Annotated in this window: 16 protein-coding genes; 5 read left to right on the forward strand and 11 right to left on the reverse strand. The window is 64.6% G+C overall.

Features of this window, described 5'->3' with window-relative positions:
* A complete protein-coding gene (locus tag ACB031_RS05815; protein ID WP_005298297.1) occupies nt 1-1,044 on the reverse strand; it encodes a GMP reductase in 1,044 nt (347 codons plus the stop codon).
* Between the two features lie 406 nt (nt 1,045-1,450).
* Here ACB031_RS05815 and ACB031_RS05820 point away from each other — a divergent pair, with 406 nt between their 5' ends.
* Nucleotides 1,451-1,948: an ATP-dependent zinc protease gene (locus ACB031_RS05820; RefSeq protein ID WP_005298299.1), complete on the forward strand. Its 498-nt coding sequence runs from the start codon at nt 1,451-1,453 to the stop codon at nt 1,946-1,948.
* A gap of 42 nt (nt 1,949-1,990) precedes the next feature.
* Here ACB031_RS05820 and ACB031_RS05825 read toward each other — a convergent pair whose 3' ends face one another.
* The 7 genes from ACB031_RS05825 to ACB031_RS05855 form a co-directional block, all read right to left on the reverse strand.
* Nucleotides 1,991-3,442, reverse strand: coding sequence for an ATP-binding protein (locus ACB031_RS05825; protein WP_324053412.1), 1,452 nt, complete (start codon nt 3,440-3,442; stop codon nt 1,991-1,993).
* The gene (locus ACB031_RS05830; protein ID WP_005298307.1) at nt 3,439-4,128 is read right to left on the reverse strand and encodes a response regulator; all 690 of its coding nucleotides are present in this window, start codon (nt 4,126-4,128) and stop codon (nt 3,439-3,441) included. The genes ACB031_RS05825 and ACB031_RS05830 overlap by 4 nt, the downstream gene beginning before the upstream one ends.
* Before the next feature lie 82 nt (nt 4,129-4,210).
* Complete coding sequence (locus ACB031_RS05835) at nt 4,211-4,849, reverse strand: tetratricopeptide repeat protein (RefSeq protein WP_267997263.1); 639 nt, start codon at nt 4,847-4,849, stop codon at nt 4,211-4,213.
* 1 nt (nt 4,850) lies between these two features.
* Entirely contained in the window at nt 4,851-5,696 is an 846-nt protein-coding gene (locus ACB031_RS05840; RefSeq protein WP_371139186.1) for an SDR family oxidoreductase, read from the reverse strand.
* A complete protein-coding gene (locus ACB031_RS05845; RefSeq protein ID WP_005298314.1) occupies nt 5,693-6,352 on the reverse strand; it encodes a TenA family transcriptional regulator in 660 nt (219 codons plus the stop codon). Before ACB031_RS05845 ends, ACB031_RS05840 begins: the two co-directional genes overlap by 4 nt.
* Nucleotides 6,349-7,815, reverse strand: a complete 1,467-nt coding sequence (locus ACB031_RS05850) for an AMP-dependent synthetase/ligase (RefSeq protein ID WP_267997262.1) — start codon at nt 7,813-7,815, stop codon at nt 6,349-6,351. The genes ACB031_RS05845 and ACB031_RS05850 overlap by 4 nt, the downstream gene beginning before the upstream one ends.
* Nucleotides 7,812-8,456: a thermostable hemolysin gene (locus ACB031_RS05855; RefSeq protein WP_017787970.1), complete on the reverse strand. Its 645-nt coding sequence runs from the start codon at nt 8,454-8,456 to the stop codon at nt 7,812-7,814. The genes ACB031_RS05850 and ACB031_RS05855 overlap by 4 nt, the downstream gene beginning before the upstream one ends.
* 217 nt (nt 8,457-8,673) lie before the next feature.
* On the opposite strand from ACB031_RS05855, the gene ACB031_RS05860 reads away from it, so the two are divergent.
* The 3 genes from ACB031_RS05860 (at nt 8,674) to ACB031_RS05870 (ending at nt 11,440) form a co-directional block, all read left to right on the forward strand.
* Nucleotides 8,674-9,312, forward strand: coding sequence for a class I SAM-dependent methyltransferase (locus ACB031_RS05860; protein WP_371139187.1), 639 nt, complete (start codon nt 8,674-8,676; stop codon nt 9,310-9,312).
* Between the two features lie 74 nt (nt 9,313-9,386).
* On the forward strand, nt 9,387-10,607 hold the full coding sequence (locus ACB031_RS05865; RefSeq protein ID WP_206866570.1) for a winged helix-turn-helix domain-containing protein: 1,221 nt from the start codon (nt 9,387-9,389) through the stop codon (nt 10,605-10,607).
* 56 nt (nt 10,608-10,663) lie between these two features.
* Complete coding sequence (locus tag ACB031_RS05870) at nt 10,664-11,440, forward strand: ABC transporter substrate-binding protein (RefSeq protein ID WP_206866571.1); 777 nt, start codon at nt 10,664-10,666, stop codon at nt 11,438-11,440.
* A 139-nt stretch (nt 11,441-11,579) separates the two neighbouring features.
* On the opposite strand, the gene ACB031_RS05875 is transcribed toward ACB031_RS05870, so the two are convergent.
* Complete coding sequence (locus tag ACB031_RS05875) at nt 11,580-12,221, reverse strand: TetR/AcrR family transcriptional regulator (RefSeq protein ID WP_126881302.1); 642 nt, start codon at nt 12,219-12,221, stop codon at nt 11,580-11,582.
* A 93-nt stretch (nt 12,222-12,314) separates the two neighbouring features.
* Between ACB031_RS05875 and ACB031_RS05880 the strand changes: the two genes are divergently transcribed.
* Nucleotides 12,315-13,013 carry a DAPG hydrolase family protein gene (locus ACB031_RS05880; RefSeq protein ID WP_206866572.1) on the forward strand — a complete coding sequence of 233 codons (699 nt, stop codon included), beginning with the start codon at nt 12,315-12,317 and terminating at the stop codon, nt 13,011-13,013.
* Between the two features lie 118 nt (nt 13,014-13,131).
* Here the strand turns inward: ACB031_RS05880 and frdD are convergent, their stop codons facing one another.
* Complete coding sequence (gene frdD, locus ACB031_RS05885) at nt 13,132-13,488, reverse strand: fumarate reductase subunit FrdD (RefSeq protein ID WP_005298330.1); 357 nt, start codon at nt 13,486-13,488, stop codon at nt 13,132-13,134.
* 112 nt (nt 13,489-13,600) lie between these two features.
* Entirely contained in the window at nt 13,601-13,999 is a 399-nt protein-coding gene (locus ACB031_RS05890) for a fumarate reductase subunit C (RefSeq protein ID WP_005298336.1), read from the reverse strand.
* Nucleotides 14,000-14,007: the final 8 nt, after the last annotated feature.

Raw genomic sequence — 14,007 nt, forward strand, 5'->3', positions numbered from 1 at the left:
TTACTCCTTGCCGTAGACATTGTTCTCTTGCTCGCGCACCCGGATAAAGGTGGTGCGCTTGGTGAGTTCTTTCAGCTGGCTGGCACCCACATAAGTGCAGGTGGAGCGCACCCCGCCCAGGATGTCGCGCACCGTGTTCTCCACCGGGCCGCGGTAGGGCAGCAGCACCGTCTTGCCCTCGGAGGCGCGGTACTCGGCGACGCCGCCGGCGTGCTTGTCCATGGCGCTCGATGAGCTCATGCCGTAGAACTTCATGAAGGGTTCACCATCCACGTCGACGATTTCGCCGCCGCACTCCTCGTGGGCCGCCAGCATGCCGCCCAGCATCACGAAGTCGGCACCGCCGCCAAACGCCTTCGCCACATCCCCGGGGCAGGTGCAGCCGCCGTCACCGACGATCTGGCCGCCCAGACCGTGGGCCGCATCGGCACACTCGATGATGGCGGAGAGCTGCGGGTAGCCGACGCCGGTCTTGACCCGGGTGGTGCAGACCGAGCCCGGGCCTATGCCCACCTTGACGATGTCGGCGCCGGAGAGGATCAGCTCCTCCACCATCTCGCCGGTCACCACGTTGCCCGCCAAGATGACGTGGTTGGGGCAGGCGTCACGGATCTTGCGCACGAATTCGACGAAGTGCTGGGAGTAGCCGTTGGCCACGTCGACGCAGATGAAGCGCAGCGCCTCGGACATGGCCAGGATCTGGCGGGTCTTGTTGAAGTCATCCTCGGAGGTGCCGGTAGAGACCATCACATGGCCCAGCAGCGCCGGGTCGGTTTCGCTGACGAAGGTTTGCCACTGCGCAAGGCTGTAGTGCTTGTGTACTGCGGTCATCATCTCGAAGCCGGCCAGGGTACGCGCCATGGCGAAGCTGCCGACGGTATCCATGTTGGCGGCGATGACGGGCACGCCCTGCCATTGGGTCTGGGTGTGCTTGAAGGTGAACTGGCGGGTCAGGCTGACTTGGGAACGGCTCTTGAGAGTAGAGCGCTTGGGGCGGAACAGGACATCCTTGAAACCGAGCTTCAAGTCTTCTTCGATACGCATTACGAATTCCTTATTGAGCCTTGTTTGATAGGTCACTTTGCAGTGGCAACTTTTCGGCAGGCACAAAAAAACCGGTGGTTTTCAGGGCCTCCGGTTTACAACAGTGTAGGCAAAAATCCCTCCGGAACAAGACTGATAATTCGCGAAGCCTTGTGGTAGCCTTTGGCGTCACAACCTGAGCACAGCCTCGGGTTTCATCCAACGCCAATCTTGCCTCCCTCCTTGCCTGCCAGGTCAGCTTCTGATGACTCTGTTCTGCTCCGTCACCGCAGGCTGCTGACGCACCGCATCCGGCCACTCGTTACTCGCTGGTCTGCCGTGCTTTTCAGCGGTTGACAGCGGCGCCTTCCATCCCCACTCTGGGCGGCTCGGGCCTGTGTCGGCCCCGTCCTGACAAGGAGTAGACATGATCCGATTGCGAATGATACCGCTGCTGCTGGCCGGGTTCGCCCTGCCGGCCCTCGCCGCGCCGGCGCCCGCCATCTATGGCTGGATTGAGAAGGGGCTCATCATGCCGAGCGGGGTGGCGGTGAAGATGAAGCTGGATACCGGGGCGCTCACCTCCTCGCTCGATGCGCGGGATCTGCGCCACTTCAAGCGTGACGGCAAGCCCTGGGTGCGCTTTACCCTGCAGGTGACCGATGCCAATACCGATCGGCAGGTGAGCCAGACCCTGGAGCGGCCGGTGGAGCACATGGTGACGGTACGTGGTGCCGGCGGCATGGAGCAGCGCCCCACGGTCACCATGTCCATCTGTCTGGGCGACAAGGTCTATGAGGAGTGGTTCACCCTGCGGGATCGCAGCAAGATGATCTATCCGGTGCTGCTGGGACGCCGCCTGCTGGCGGATCTCGGCGCAGTGGATTCGAGCCGCACTTTCACGGTACAGCCGAGCTGCCGCTGAGGCGAATAGCAGCATGAGAAACGGGGGCCAGGCCCCCGTTTCTCATTGCGCTGGTTGGGTCTGGCGGGCAGGGGCGGGCAGCAGCACGCTGACTTCCAGCCCCCCTTGCGGCCGGTTGTGGATGTCGAGATCGGCGCCGTGCAGCTGGGCGATGCGCGAGACGATGGCCATGCCGAGGCCGACCCCGTCCCCCTGCTGGGGATTGACCCGAAAGAAACGCTCGCACAGGCGCGACAGGGCGGCGGTGGGGATGCCGGGGCCGTTGTCGCGAATGTCGACTCTGACCCTGTGCCCCTCCTGGCACGCCTCGACCACGATCTCGCCCTGGGCCTGGGTGTAGCGCAGAGCGTTGTCGATGAGGTTGCTGAACATCAGCTCCAGCAGGGTGGCCTGCCCCATCACCGTCAGCTGCTCGGTGCCTTCCAGAGACAATTGCTGATCCTTTTTCAGGGCGATGGGGGCCAGGGTGGCCAGGGTGCCCTGCAGCAGCTGGTTCAGGTTGAGTTCGCTCAGCTCCAGCCCCTGCTGGTTGTCGATGCGGGCCTGGGTCAGCAGCTGGCGCAGCAGCCGATCGCTGCGATCGAGCGCCAGCAGCATCTTCTGCAGGGAGTGCTGACGGCTCTCGGCATCCTCGGCGGCCAGCGCGTTCTCGCTGTGGATGCGCAGCACCGCCAGCGGGGTGCGCAGCTCATGGGCCGCCTCGTTGGTGAACTGCTTCTCCCGCTCTATGGTGTCGGCAAGGGCGTGCATCAGCCGGTTGATCTCGTTGGTGAGCGGGGTCAGCTCCTGGGCCCGGATCTTCAGGTTGAGCGGGCTCAGGTTGGCCGGGTGGCGCTCACCGATGGCCTGGGCCAGCTGGCGCAGCGGCGCCAGTCCGCGCGAGATGAGCCACCACAACAGGCCGAGCAGGAAGGGCAGGGTGATGAGCAGCGGCAGCATGGTTAGGGTGGCCATCTTGCTGGCCAGCTCGCTGCGCTCGTCGTCCCGCTCCGCCACGATGAGCCAGGTCTGCGCATCCTGGTTGTAGAGGGTGAAGGTGCGCCACTCGTGGTTGTCCTTGGTGACGCTGTTGAAGCCGGGGGCCAGGGTGCCGAGGGGCTGGCTGGGGGCGCTGGGGGAGCGCAGCAGTATGCCGCCCTGCTCGCTCAGCAGTTGGAAGTAGAGGTTGCGTTCGAACTCGTGGCCGAAGGGGGTGAGCTCTCTGTCTTCCCCCCGCAGGTTGAAGCTCTTGTCTTTCTGCCACGGCTCCGGGTTGCTCTGCTCCCACTCCTGATAGATGGTGCCGTTGGCGGGCAGCTCGCCGTTTTGTTCCAGATAGCGGCCGAGCAGCTGATTGGTGATGCGGGCCGACTGGGCGAGCCTTGCATCGAACAGCTCCTCCATTTCGTGGCTCGCTTCCAGATAGCCGATGAGGGCGCTGACGGCCAGGCTGGCGCTGACCAGCGCTAGGATGCCGGAGAGCAGAAAGCGGCGGATGGAACGGGGACGCGTCATGCCCGGCCGTCCCGGCGCTGGGCCTGCTCAAGCTGGGGAATGATGTAGCCGACCCCGCGGATATTGCGGATGAGGTCGCTGTAGAACTTCTTGCGCAGATGGTGAATGTGCACCTCCACCGCGTTGCTCTCGGCCCCCTCGTCCCAGCCGTAGAGGCTCTGCTGCAGCTGATCCTTGCTCAGCACCCGCCCGCTCTGGGTGATGAGCTCCTGCAGCAGCTTGTATTCGTGGGGGGTGAGCTTGACCGGCTCGCCCCGATAGGTGACCTGCTGGGATTCGGGATAGAGCTGCAGCTCGCCGTATTCGAGCACCGCCTGGGCCTGGCCCTTGCTGCGGCGCACCAGGGCGCGCAGGCGGGCGTTGAGCTCCTGCAGGGCGAACGGCTTGACCATGTAGTCGTCGGAGCCCGCATCCAGCCCCAGCACCCGGTCGTCCAGGGCGTCGCGGGCGGTGAGGATCAGCACCGGCAGCGTCTGGCCTTCCCGGCGCAGCTTGCGCAGCAGGCTGATGCCGTCGATGTCCGGCAGGTTGAGATCCAGAATGAGGGCGGCAAACTCCTCGCTCTTGAGCACCGACAGGGCGGGCAGTCCCTGTTGCAGCCAGTCCACCGTGTAGCCGCTGCTGCGCAGGGCATCCACCATGCCGTCGCCCAGCATCACATCATCTTCCACCAACAGGATCCGCATTGTTATTCCCCTCAAAAGACGCTGCCCACCAGTATGCAAGCTGGTGGGCAGAGTTTAAATAGCCCGCTGATCCCGAACGGATTTACAGCTTGTCGAGGCGGTCGCGGATCTCGATGCGTCGACCCTGATCCGCCAGCTCGCGACCCGGCCGGGGCGGGGCGCTCAGCGCCTTCTCCAGATAGCTCTTGGCCTCGGCCTTGCGGCCCTGATCCAGCAGGAAGTCGCCGTAGAAGAAGTTGGGATCGATGCCGGTCGGGTTGATGGCCAGCGCCTGCTTGAGCAGCTGCTCGGCCTTCTCGTCATCGCCAAAGCCCACCGGCCAGCCCGGCACCTGGTAGTAAAGCGAGCCCAGGCTGGTGTAGGCGGAGCCGTCCAGTGCTTTGGGGTCCTGCCTGAGGGCGATCTCCAGCTTGGCCTTGGCCTCCTTGACCAGACCGAGCGCCCCCAGCCCGCCCTTGGCGCCGGCCCAGGTGCTCTTGACGATGGCCGACCAGATCAGCAGATCGGTGCGAAAGGCCTCCTTGGCGCTGGCATGATCAGCCTCGCTGCTCAGCTGTTCGAGGCAGCTCTCCTTGGCCTTGCCGGTCTGTTGATACTGACAGACCGCCCACTGCTGCTGGATGACGGGCAGGGCGTCGGCGGCCTGGGCCATCCCCGAGCCCAGCATGAGCAGCAGGAGGGCGCCGTGGGTGAAACGGGGGCGGAAAGTGGCGTGCTTCATCTTAACGTTCCTTCTCTGTCATGACGGAGGTGGCGTGCCCCGACGTGCCGGCAGCGGGTGCCGGGTGGCGGGCATAGCGCTCTATGATGGGTTTTTGCCTGGCCAGCGCCCGGTCGACCAGGCCGGGCAGCAGGCCGTTGAGCCGCACGAACAGCTTCTCCGGCCAGCCGAGCCAGCTGCGGCGGGTTTCGTTGCACAGGGCGATGACGGCCTTCTCGGCCACGTCCTGCGGGCTGTCGGTGTGGGTGCCGAGCTCGGCATTCATCTCGTAGGCCGCCTCCGAGTTGAGGCGGGTACGGGTGGCGCGGGGGGCAAAGTGCAGCACCTGGATGCCGGTTCCCTCCAGCTCGCGGCCGAGCGCCTCGCTAAAGCCGCGCAGGGCGAACTTGCTGGCGCAATAGACGCTGTAGCCGGCATAGCCGATGGCGCCGAAGCTGGAGCCGATGTTCATGATCACCGCCGGCTTGCGCAGGCGGGGCAGCAGCATGCGGGTGAGCTGGATCGGCGCCTCGACGTTGAGCAGCAGCTGGCGCTCGACCTGCTCGCTGCTCTGATCCTCCAGCCAGGCAAACTGGTTGCAGCCGGCGTTGTTGATCAGCACGTCCAGCCCCTCGTCCAGCGCCGGGTGCTGCAGCAGTCTGGCCCGCTCCTGGGGCGAGCCCAGATCGGCGATCACCGTCTGGTGGCGCTCCGGGTGCGGCAGCTCCTTGCACAGCCGCTCCAGTGCACCGGCCCTGCGTCCGTGCAGCAACAGGTGCGCTCCCTGGGCCGCCAGCTCCTGGGCCAGCGCCTCGCCGATCCCGCCGCTGGCGCCCGTGAGCAGCACGAGTTTTCCTTCAAGCTTCATGATGTCTGGTTTTCCGTCAGTTGATAGAGCATGTCGGCGTAGAGGCGGTAGACCACCCTGGCCGAGTGAATGATGGCCGCCTGATCGGCCGGGCTCTCCACCCGGTTCATCAGGGATTCGAAAAACTTGAGGTGATCCTGATCCAGTGCGCCGTGGGAGCTGAGATAGCTCATGGCCTGAGGCGGCAGACCGAGGCCCGCCTTGAGCTGGTCGGCCACGGTCAGGGCGATGGCGACGCTGGTCCCCTCCAGTACCTGCACCATGCCGAAGAAGCCCATGGGGTTGCCGCGCTGCACCTGGTCATAGAGAAAGGCCACCATCAGCTCGATGGGCAGCTCGGGCTGGCCGTGGCGCACTGCCTCGGCATCGCCGCCACAGGCGCGGATGTCGCTCAGGATCCACTCCTGATGGCCGTACTCCTCGTCGATGTACTCCTTGATGGCACCGCGCACCCACTCATACTCCTGGCCCAGCTTGCCGCCGGTGGCCATCAAGAGCGGCACAGTGTGGCGCACGTGATAGAAGGCCTGGGAGAGGAAGCGCAGGTAGGTGTCGCGGGAGATCTCCCCCTTGCGGCACGCCTCTATGATGGGGGCGTTGAACAGATACTCGCGCTCACTGGCAGTGGCTTGTTGCAGAGTCTGATAGAAGCTCATGAGGTCTCTCCTGTAAGGCATTGGCTGATCTGCCGGGAAAAGTGGTGATAAATCTGTTCGCGACGGGGGCGGCCGTTGGCGGTGAGCAGTTCCGGATGTTGATCCAGCGCCACCGGCAGCCAGTGATGGATGCGGGCATAGTCGGGCAGGCGATGATTGAGCTGCTCGATCTGCTGGGCCAGCAGGGCGTCGGTGCCGGGCTGCGGCTGGATCAGGGCGACGTTGGCCGGCTGACCGTCGCCGAAGATCACGATGCGGGCGATGGCCGGGCAGAGCTGGGCTTCCGCCTCGACCCATTCGGGGGAGAAGTTGCGACCGAAGGCGGTGATCTGGACGTTCTTCTTGCGCCCGGTGATGTGCAGGTAACCCTCGGCATCCAGGTGGCCCAGATCGCCGGTGGCGACCAGTGCTGGTACCGCTTCATCGCTGCCCAGATAGCCGAGCATGGCGGCTCCCTCCACCAGGATCTCGCCGTCGGCGGCGATCGATACCCGGCAGTGGGGCAGTGGCTGGCCGACGCTGCCCAGGCTGTGGCCGTCGGGGCCGTTGAGCGCCACGACGGAGCCACACTCCGACAGCCCGTACCCCTCGTAGACCGGCAGCCCCAGCTTGCGGGCCCGGCTGATGAGCTCGGGCGAGACCTTGCCGCCACCCACCGCGACGAAGCGCAGGGCGGCCAGCTGTTCGGCCAGCGCCGGGTTGGCGCTGCACAGGGCTAGCAGCAGGCGCAGCAGCTCGGGCACCAGCACCAGACTGTGGGTGGGCCAGCGCAGCAGGGCCTGGGCCAGGGTGGCCGGGTCCAGCTTGCTGGAGCCGGCAAAGCCGAGTTCTGCCAGCGAAGGAATGCGGCTGCAGGCACCGGTGAGCAGTGGCACGTAGAGACCGGTGAGGTTTTCCAGCAGGGTGGTGAGCGGCAACAGGGTCAGGTGCTTCTCGACCTTGGCCGGGGCGACCCGTTCGGCCAGCGAGCTGCAGACCGCCATCATCTGGGCCAGCGACAGGCAGACCCCCTTGGGCTGGCCTGTGGTGCCGGAGGTATAGGTGATCTTGGCGGTGCCGGCCGGAAGGGGGGGCAGCCGAGCAGGAGTACGGCGCCACAGCGGCAGCTCGCCGACCGCGAGCGTCAGCGGTTCGCTGGCCTGCCAACCGGGATGGTGGGGGCCGATCAGAGCGTCGGCGCCGCTGCTCTCCAGCAGCCACTCCTGCTGCTCCAGGCTGAAGAAGTGGGGGATCGGGATCACCACGATACCGGCCATGGCGCAGGCGAGATCGATGAGCGCCCAGGGCAGGCCGTTGTCCAGTTGCAGCGCCAATCGGCTGATCCCGGCCATCTGCAGGCGGTCGGCCAGCGGCGGCAACTGCTGCCACAGCGCCTCGTAACTGAGGCTGTGCTGGCTGCTGGCAAGAGCCGGGCTGTGGGGCGTCTGGCGGGCGAAGTAGGCGATTTGGTCAAACAGCATCATAAGGCGCTCCGGTGCGGGCAGTTGAACAGGGAGGGCATGGGGGCCAGCAGGGAGAGCAGCAGGCTGCCCCGGGCCAGCGCCTGCCGTCCGAGGCCGAGATCGCCGACCATCACCTTGGGCTGGCAGTGGTAATAGGCGCCCCAGGCGCTGGCGTCGTCACCCACCTTGTCGGCCTGGGCGGGGGCCAGCTCCACTGGGGTGAGGTGAAGGCGGTGGAAGCTGTTGCGCAGCTTGGCGGTGCCGGTGAACACAACATAATCGAGGTCGTTGTCGCACAGCAGACGGCAGAGCGCCGCAAACATCAGGCGGGCGTTGCCGGGCTCGCTGCAGGCGAGGTTGCCCACCTCGACGATGCGATCCCGCCGGGCGGGGGCGCCGAGCCGGGTTTCGATGGCGGCCTCGATGGGCTGATCCAGATACTGTTCCAGATAGAGGCGATCGCTGCCGGCCAGCTTGAGACCACAGGCGCCGACCAGCAGGCCGTCGGCCCGGTAGAGGCCGAGCAGGCAGGGCAGAAAATGGGGAATGCGGGCGTTGAACTCCTGGCTGTAGGCCGCCTGGATGTACCCCTGCAGTGCCATGACCTGTTGCGGGGTATCGGCCAGCGCCAGCCGATAGGGGGCTTGAATGTCTGTGGTCATGGATGGCTCCTTCTTGTCGATTGTCATCAGACTAAAGGGGCAAACTTAAGAAACCCTTAAGAGGTAAAAAATCTGTTTCACACAGAGGCAACTGATTGAAAAGAGAGGTAAAGCTGTGACCCGATTGCGGGGCGGCCGGACAAAAACCTTGTCAGCCGCCAGACAGGCAGGCAAGCTGCGGCCACGTTTGACCGCCCCGCTTTCGAGAGGAGATGCCATGACCCCCTTATCCTGCCCGCTCTGCTGCGCCGCCGATGCCTATGAGCTGCCGGTGGCCGGCAAGCTCTACCATCGTTGCCGGGCCTGCGAGCTGGTCTGGCTGGATGTGGCCGAGCACCTGGATCCCGAGCGCGAGAAGGCGGTCTATGATGGCCACGACAACCAGGTGGATGACCCCCGCTATCGCGCCTTTTTGCTGCGTGCCTTCGGCGAGGTGCAGCGCCGCTTGCCCCCGCCGGCTAGCGGCCTCGATTTTGGCTGCGGCCCGGGCCCGGCGCTCATCGCCATGGGGCGGGAGGCGGGCTACCAGATGGCGGGCTACGACAAGTTCTATGCCGATGAGCCCGAATTGCTGACGCGGCAGTATGACTTCATCACCAGCACCGAGGTGATCGAGCACATCGCCGAGCCGCGCACCGTGCTGGAGACGCTGTGGGGCTGCCTCAAGCCCGGCGGCCTGCTGGTGCTGCAGACCCAGCGGGTGCTGGGGGACGAGCGCTTTCGGCAGTGGCGCTATCGCCACGATCCGACCCACATCGTCTTCTTTGCCGAGGCCTCTTTTCGCGCCCTGGCGACCCGCTGGCAGGCACAGGTCGAGTTTCCTCACGCGGATGTGGCGGTCATCACCAAACCCTGAGCCGGGCGTTTTCATTTGGCCATGAGTTGGGCATGCTGGTGGCCCGATACCCAGGAACGGATGCCCCTATTTCCATGTCGATCCCCCACCTCTCATTGCAAGACGCCCGTCATCTGCAACTGGCGGCCCAAGGGCTGCTGACGCCGCGCCGCGGCAAGGCGAAACCGGCCGATCTGCTGGCCACCATCCGCCGCATGGCGCTGCTGCAGATAGACACCATCTCGGTGGTGGCCCGCAGCCCCTATCTGGTGCTGTTCAGCCGGCTGGGGCAGTACGATCCACGCTGGCTGGAGCAACTGCTGGCCGATGGCGATCTATTCGAATACTGGGCCCACGAGGCCTGCTTCGTGCCGCGGGAGGATTACCGCCTGCTGCGCCACCGCATGCTGGATCCCGCTGCCATGGGCTGGAAGTTTTCGGCCAACTGGCTCGCCACCCATCAGCAGGAGATTGGCGAGATCATCGAGCGCATTCGCCAGCATGGCCCGGTGCGGGCGGCCGATTTTGAACGCAAGGGGGGCAAGGGCAACGGCTGGTGGGACTGGAAGCCGGAGAAGCGCCATCTGGAGGTGCTGTTCACCGCAGGTCAGCTGATGGTGCGCGAGCGGCGCAACTTCCAGCGGGTTTACGATCTGGCCGAGCGGGTGATGCCAGAGTGGCGCGACGAGCGGGATCTGCCGAGCCCGGAACAGGCGCAAAGGGACATGGTGCGAGCCAGTTGCCGGGCGCTGGGGCTGGTCAAGACCGGCTGGGTGGCCGACTACTATCGGCTGCGGCGCGGCAAATACGATGCCCTGCTCCATCAACTGGCGGACGAAGGGGAGCTGCTGCCGGTGCGGGTGGAGGGGTGGCAGCACGGCGCCTTCGTGCACGCCTCGCTGGCGGACGAGCTGGCCCGGGCTCAGGCTGGCACCCTCAAGGCCAGCCACACCACGGCGCTGTCACCGTTTGATCCGCTGGTCTGGGATCGCAAGCGGGCCAGCGAACTGTTCCAGTTCGACTATCGCATCGAGTGCTACACCCCGGCCCCCAAGCGCCAGTACGGCTACTTCGTGCTGCCGCTGCTGCATCGCGGCAAGCTGGTGGGCAGGATGGACGCCAAGGCCCATCGCCAGCAGGGGATCTTCGAGATAAAGAGCCTCTATCTGGAGGCGGGGGTCAGGGTGACCCGAACCCTGGCGCAGGATCTGGCCAAGGCGCTGCAGCGGCTGGCCGACTGGCACCAGACCCCGACCTTGCGCTACGGCGCCATCCCTGCGCCCCTACTGGCCCTGTGGCAGGAGGGGGCACTATAACGGGGAGTGTCACACCCGTCTGCACTAAGCTGCAAGGGAGGCGAAGGAGGGAGACGATGACGCGAGCCATGTTGTTGCTGCTGGGATGGGGCTTGACCGGGCTGGTGGAGGCGGCCCAGCCCGAGGTGCAGATCTGCCTGGGGGAGGGCAACGAGTGGGCCCCCTTCACCTACTGGGAGCGCAAGGATGGCGTGCCCGATACCGGCCGTCTCACCGGTTCGGCCACAACCCAGGTGCTCGAGGCCCTGCAGCGGCTCGGCTTGTCCTACAAGATCCGCTATCTGCCCTGGGCGCGGGTGCAGCAGGAGCTGGCCGACTATCGCCAGAACCGCTTGTGCGAGCTGACCTGGGATGCCAGCTACAAACCGGAGCGGGCTGAATATGCCTTCTACAGCGTGCCGCTCTACTACACCCACCTCGGATTTTTCTACCTCAAGCGGCGCTTCCCCGAGGCGCCCGATCTGCAGACGGTCAATCGCTCCCGGGTGTGCGGGGTGCTCGGCTACAACTATGCCCCCTACGGGCTGGCGCAGGAGCCGCGCCGGCTCAAGCAGTTGCAGCAGGCGCTGGACATGCTGGGGCGCGATCGCTGCGACTTTTTGCCCAGCGAGATTGAACCCCTGATGAGCGGTATCGGCCTTGGCATCTACCAGAGCGAGAGCGGGTTGCTCCACCTCGCCCTGCCCAGCCGCAAGGGCTTCTATCTGCTGGTGAGCAAGGGCTCGCCGCGCTCCTATGAGCTGGTGACCCGCCTCAACCAGTTGCTGATCGAGTTTCAGGACAGCGGTTACAGCGACGAGGTGATGCGCCGTTTTTTGCCGCCGATAGAGTGATGACCATAAAAAACCGGGCCTGATGCCCGGTTTTTTATGGCTGTGATGACGCTGACTGGGGCGGCAACTTATCAGCAGGTTTCGCGTTCTGATGTCATCTCGCCCTTTGCCGTGACGCAGCCTCTTGGCCGAGGGGGCTTTACCCTCGCACCAGGCCGGGCAGGACCAGAGCAACGGCGGCGGCGATGCGCGCACGGATATCGCTGCCTGGCGCCAGCAAGCCGAGCGCCATCTGGCGCAGCGGCTCCGCCATGGTCATCGCCAGCAGCAGATCGCTGGTCTGGGCTGAATCAAGCTCGCGCAGCCAGCCCAGTTGCTGCTGGCGCTGCAACCACGCCGCCAGCGTCGCCCTGCCGCGGGTTATCCCGTTCTCCTGATAGGCCGCCAGCAGGGCATCGCGCCCCGTGAACTCATGCTGTAGCAGCCGGAACATGCCCACCGCCTGAGCACTCAGCACCTGATCTGCAATCGCCTGCAAGCCCTGCTCCAGCATCTCCCCCAGGGCGCCTGGGTGAGTGGCATCCTGCTCGAATGCGGGTTGAAAGGCATCGGTCCAGCTGCGCACCGCCTGCGCCACCAGTTCGTCGCGGTTGGCGGCAAAGCGGTAGAGGGTCTTCTTGGCGACCCCCGCCTGTTTGGCCACCGCATCCACGGTCGTGGCGCCGTATCCTCCCTTGAGCAGCAAGGTTAGCGTTGCCTCGGCGAGGGCGCCACGCAGATCCGCTTCCGGGGTGACCGGACGGCCTCGTGAGCGTGTCTCTTCATCGGTTTGCTGCGACATGATGGGCTCCTGGAAAGCATTGACAGACTCAGCATACAGGCATAGCGTAATTTAGGAAACGATTTTCGTTTCCTAAATTATCGGAGTCTCATCATGAATACTTCCGCCTTGCTTGCCCCCTGGGGCGTCAATGACATCAATGAGTTGCTAAGGCCGCAGCCGCTGCGCCTGGAAATGGGCCTGACCCGCAGCACCGAGGGCCTGCTGACGGTCGCCATCCGCACCGATCTGCACGGCTGCAAGGGGCGCATGCTGGATTGGTGGTTCACCTTCTTCGAGACGACCCAGCACATCCGGTGGTGGCACCCCCACGACCACGTCGAGCACCGGGGCTGGGATCATCACTGGAAGAGAGGTGAGCGTTATGTGGGAGCCAGCATAGAGGCGGTGGAGTGGCTTGCCGAGCTGCCGCCGGTGGCGGCTCGCCTCAAGTTCCACGGCGCCGAAGAGGTGTTCGCCCCGCAGCTGCTGCAGGGGGCGCGGGAGACACAGGCTCTCTCTGCCGCCATCTGTGCCCGTATCGGCTTTGGCGATGAGGTAGTGCTGGATGAGAACGGGGCGCCGCTGGATGGCGAGATGTTGCACCTGGCGCGCGATACCCCATACGGCTGTGTGCTGCGCAGCCGCTTCCTGCTGGGCAAGGCCTGCACCAATCCGCTTGACGAGGTGCCGGACGAGATAGGCTTCAATCTGATGCGCCACTGCTACAGCGAATTCAGCTATCTGGCGCAGTTTCTGCCGTCGCTCTACTACGCGGAAAACGGCCGTGAGCCGGCACCGCGGCTCTGGTGAAGGGATGTTGAAAGCTGTCTCATCAAACAGCTGGCCTGCTATCGGGCGGAGATGAGCAGCAGAGATGAACATAAAAAACCGGGCACTTGGCCCGGTTTGTCATGCAGTCTGGATGTGCTTACTGGAACACCAGCACCATCAGCAGACCCAGGGTGATGGCGGACACCAGGAAGGCGAAGCCATAGAACACATAGTGGTGCAGCTTGGTGGTGTGGATCCCCAAGTCATGCAGGCCGTGGTAGATGCGGTGCATGCCGTGCCAGATGGGCAGGGCGATGATGGCCAGCAGGATGCAGGCACCCCACCAGGAGCTGGCGAATTCCAGCACGCGCTCGTAGCTCATGGTCTCCACGTCCATGATGCCCATGGGCACCAGCAGACCTGTGATGAGGACAATGACCGGCAGCAGCATGGCAACGACCATGCCGCCGGCACCAAACAGACCCCAATATATAGGCTCGTCAGAACGTCTCATATTTTTTCCTCAAATCATGATTGAGTGATCGTGGCCAACGTTTCTGAATGAGAGCCCGGTACTAAACAGACACCAATAACCAGGCTCGTCAGAACGTCTCATTGTTTTCTCCTCAGGCCACGATGATCAGGACAAGCAGGGATACCACCGCCAGCGCCACATACTGGGCGATGACGATCGGCTTCTCCGGCACCAGGTCTTCGCCACGGAAGATGCGCATGGCTTTCGGCGCCAGGGCGAACCAGGTCTTGGCGTGGAACAGGCAGGCTGCCAGGGCGATGACATGGAACAGGATGGCGATCGGGCTCTGCAGGGATTCCAGCCAGCCGTTGAACGCCTCCTGACCCTGTACCAGCCGCAGCAGACCCCACATCAGCACGACGGCGTAGATGGAGACGAAGATGCTGGTGCCTTCGCGGATCATGTAACCGGTGTAGAAGGCATTCTTCAGCCACCAGTCTTTCTTCATTTCGCGGACGTAAGGCTTACGTTTGCTATTGGTGTTGTTCATGGTCTCAT

The sequence above is a fragment of the Aeromonas sp. S8(2024) genome, assembly GCF_041403085.1.
GTDB lineage: Bacteria > Pseudomonadota > Gammaproteobacteria > Enterobacterales > Aeromonadaceae > Aeromonas > Aeromonas dhakensis.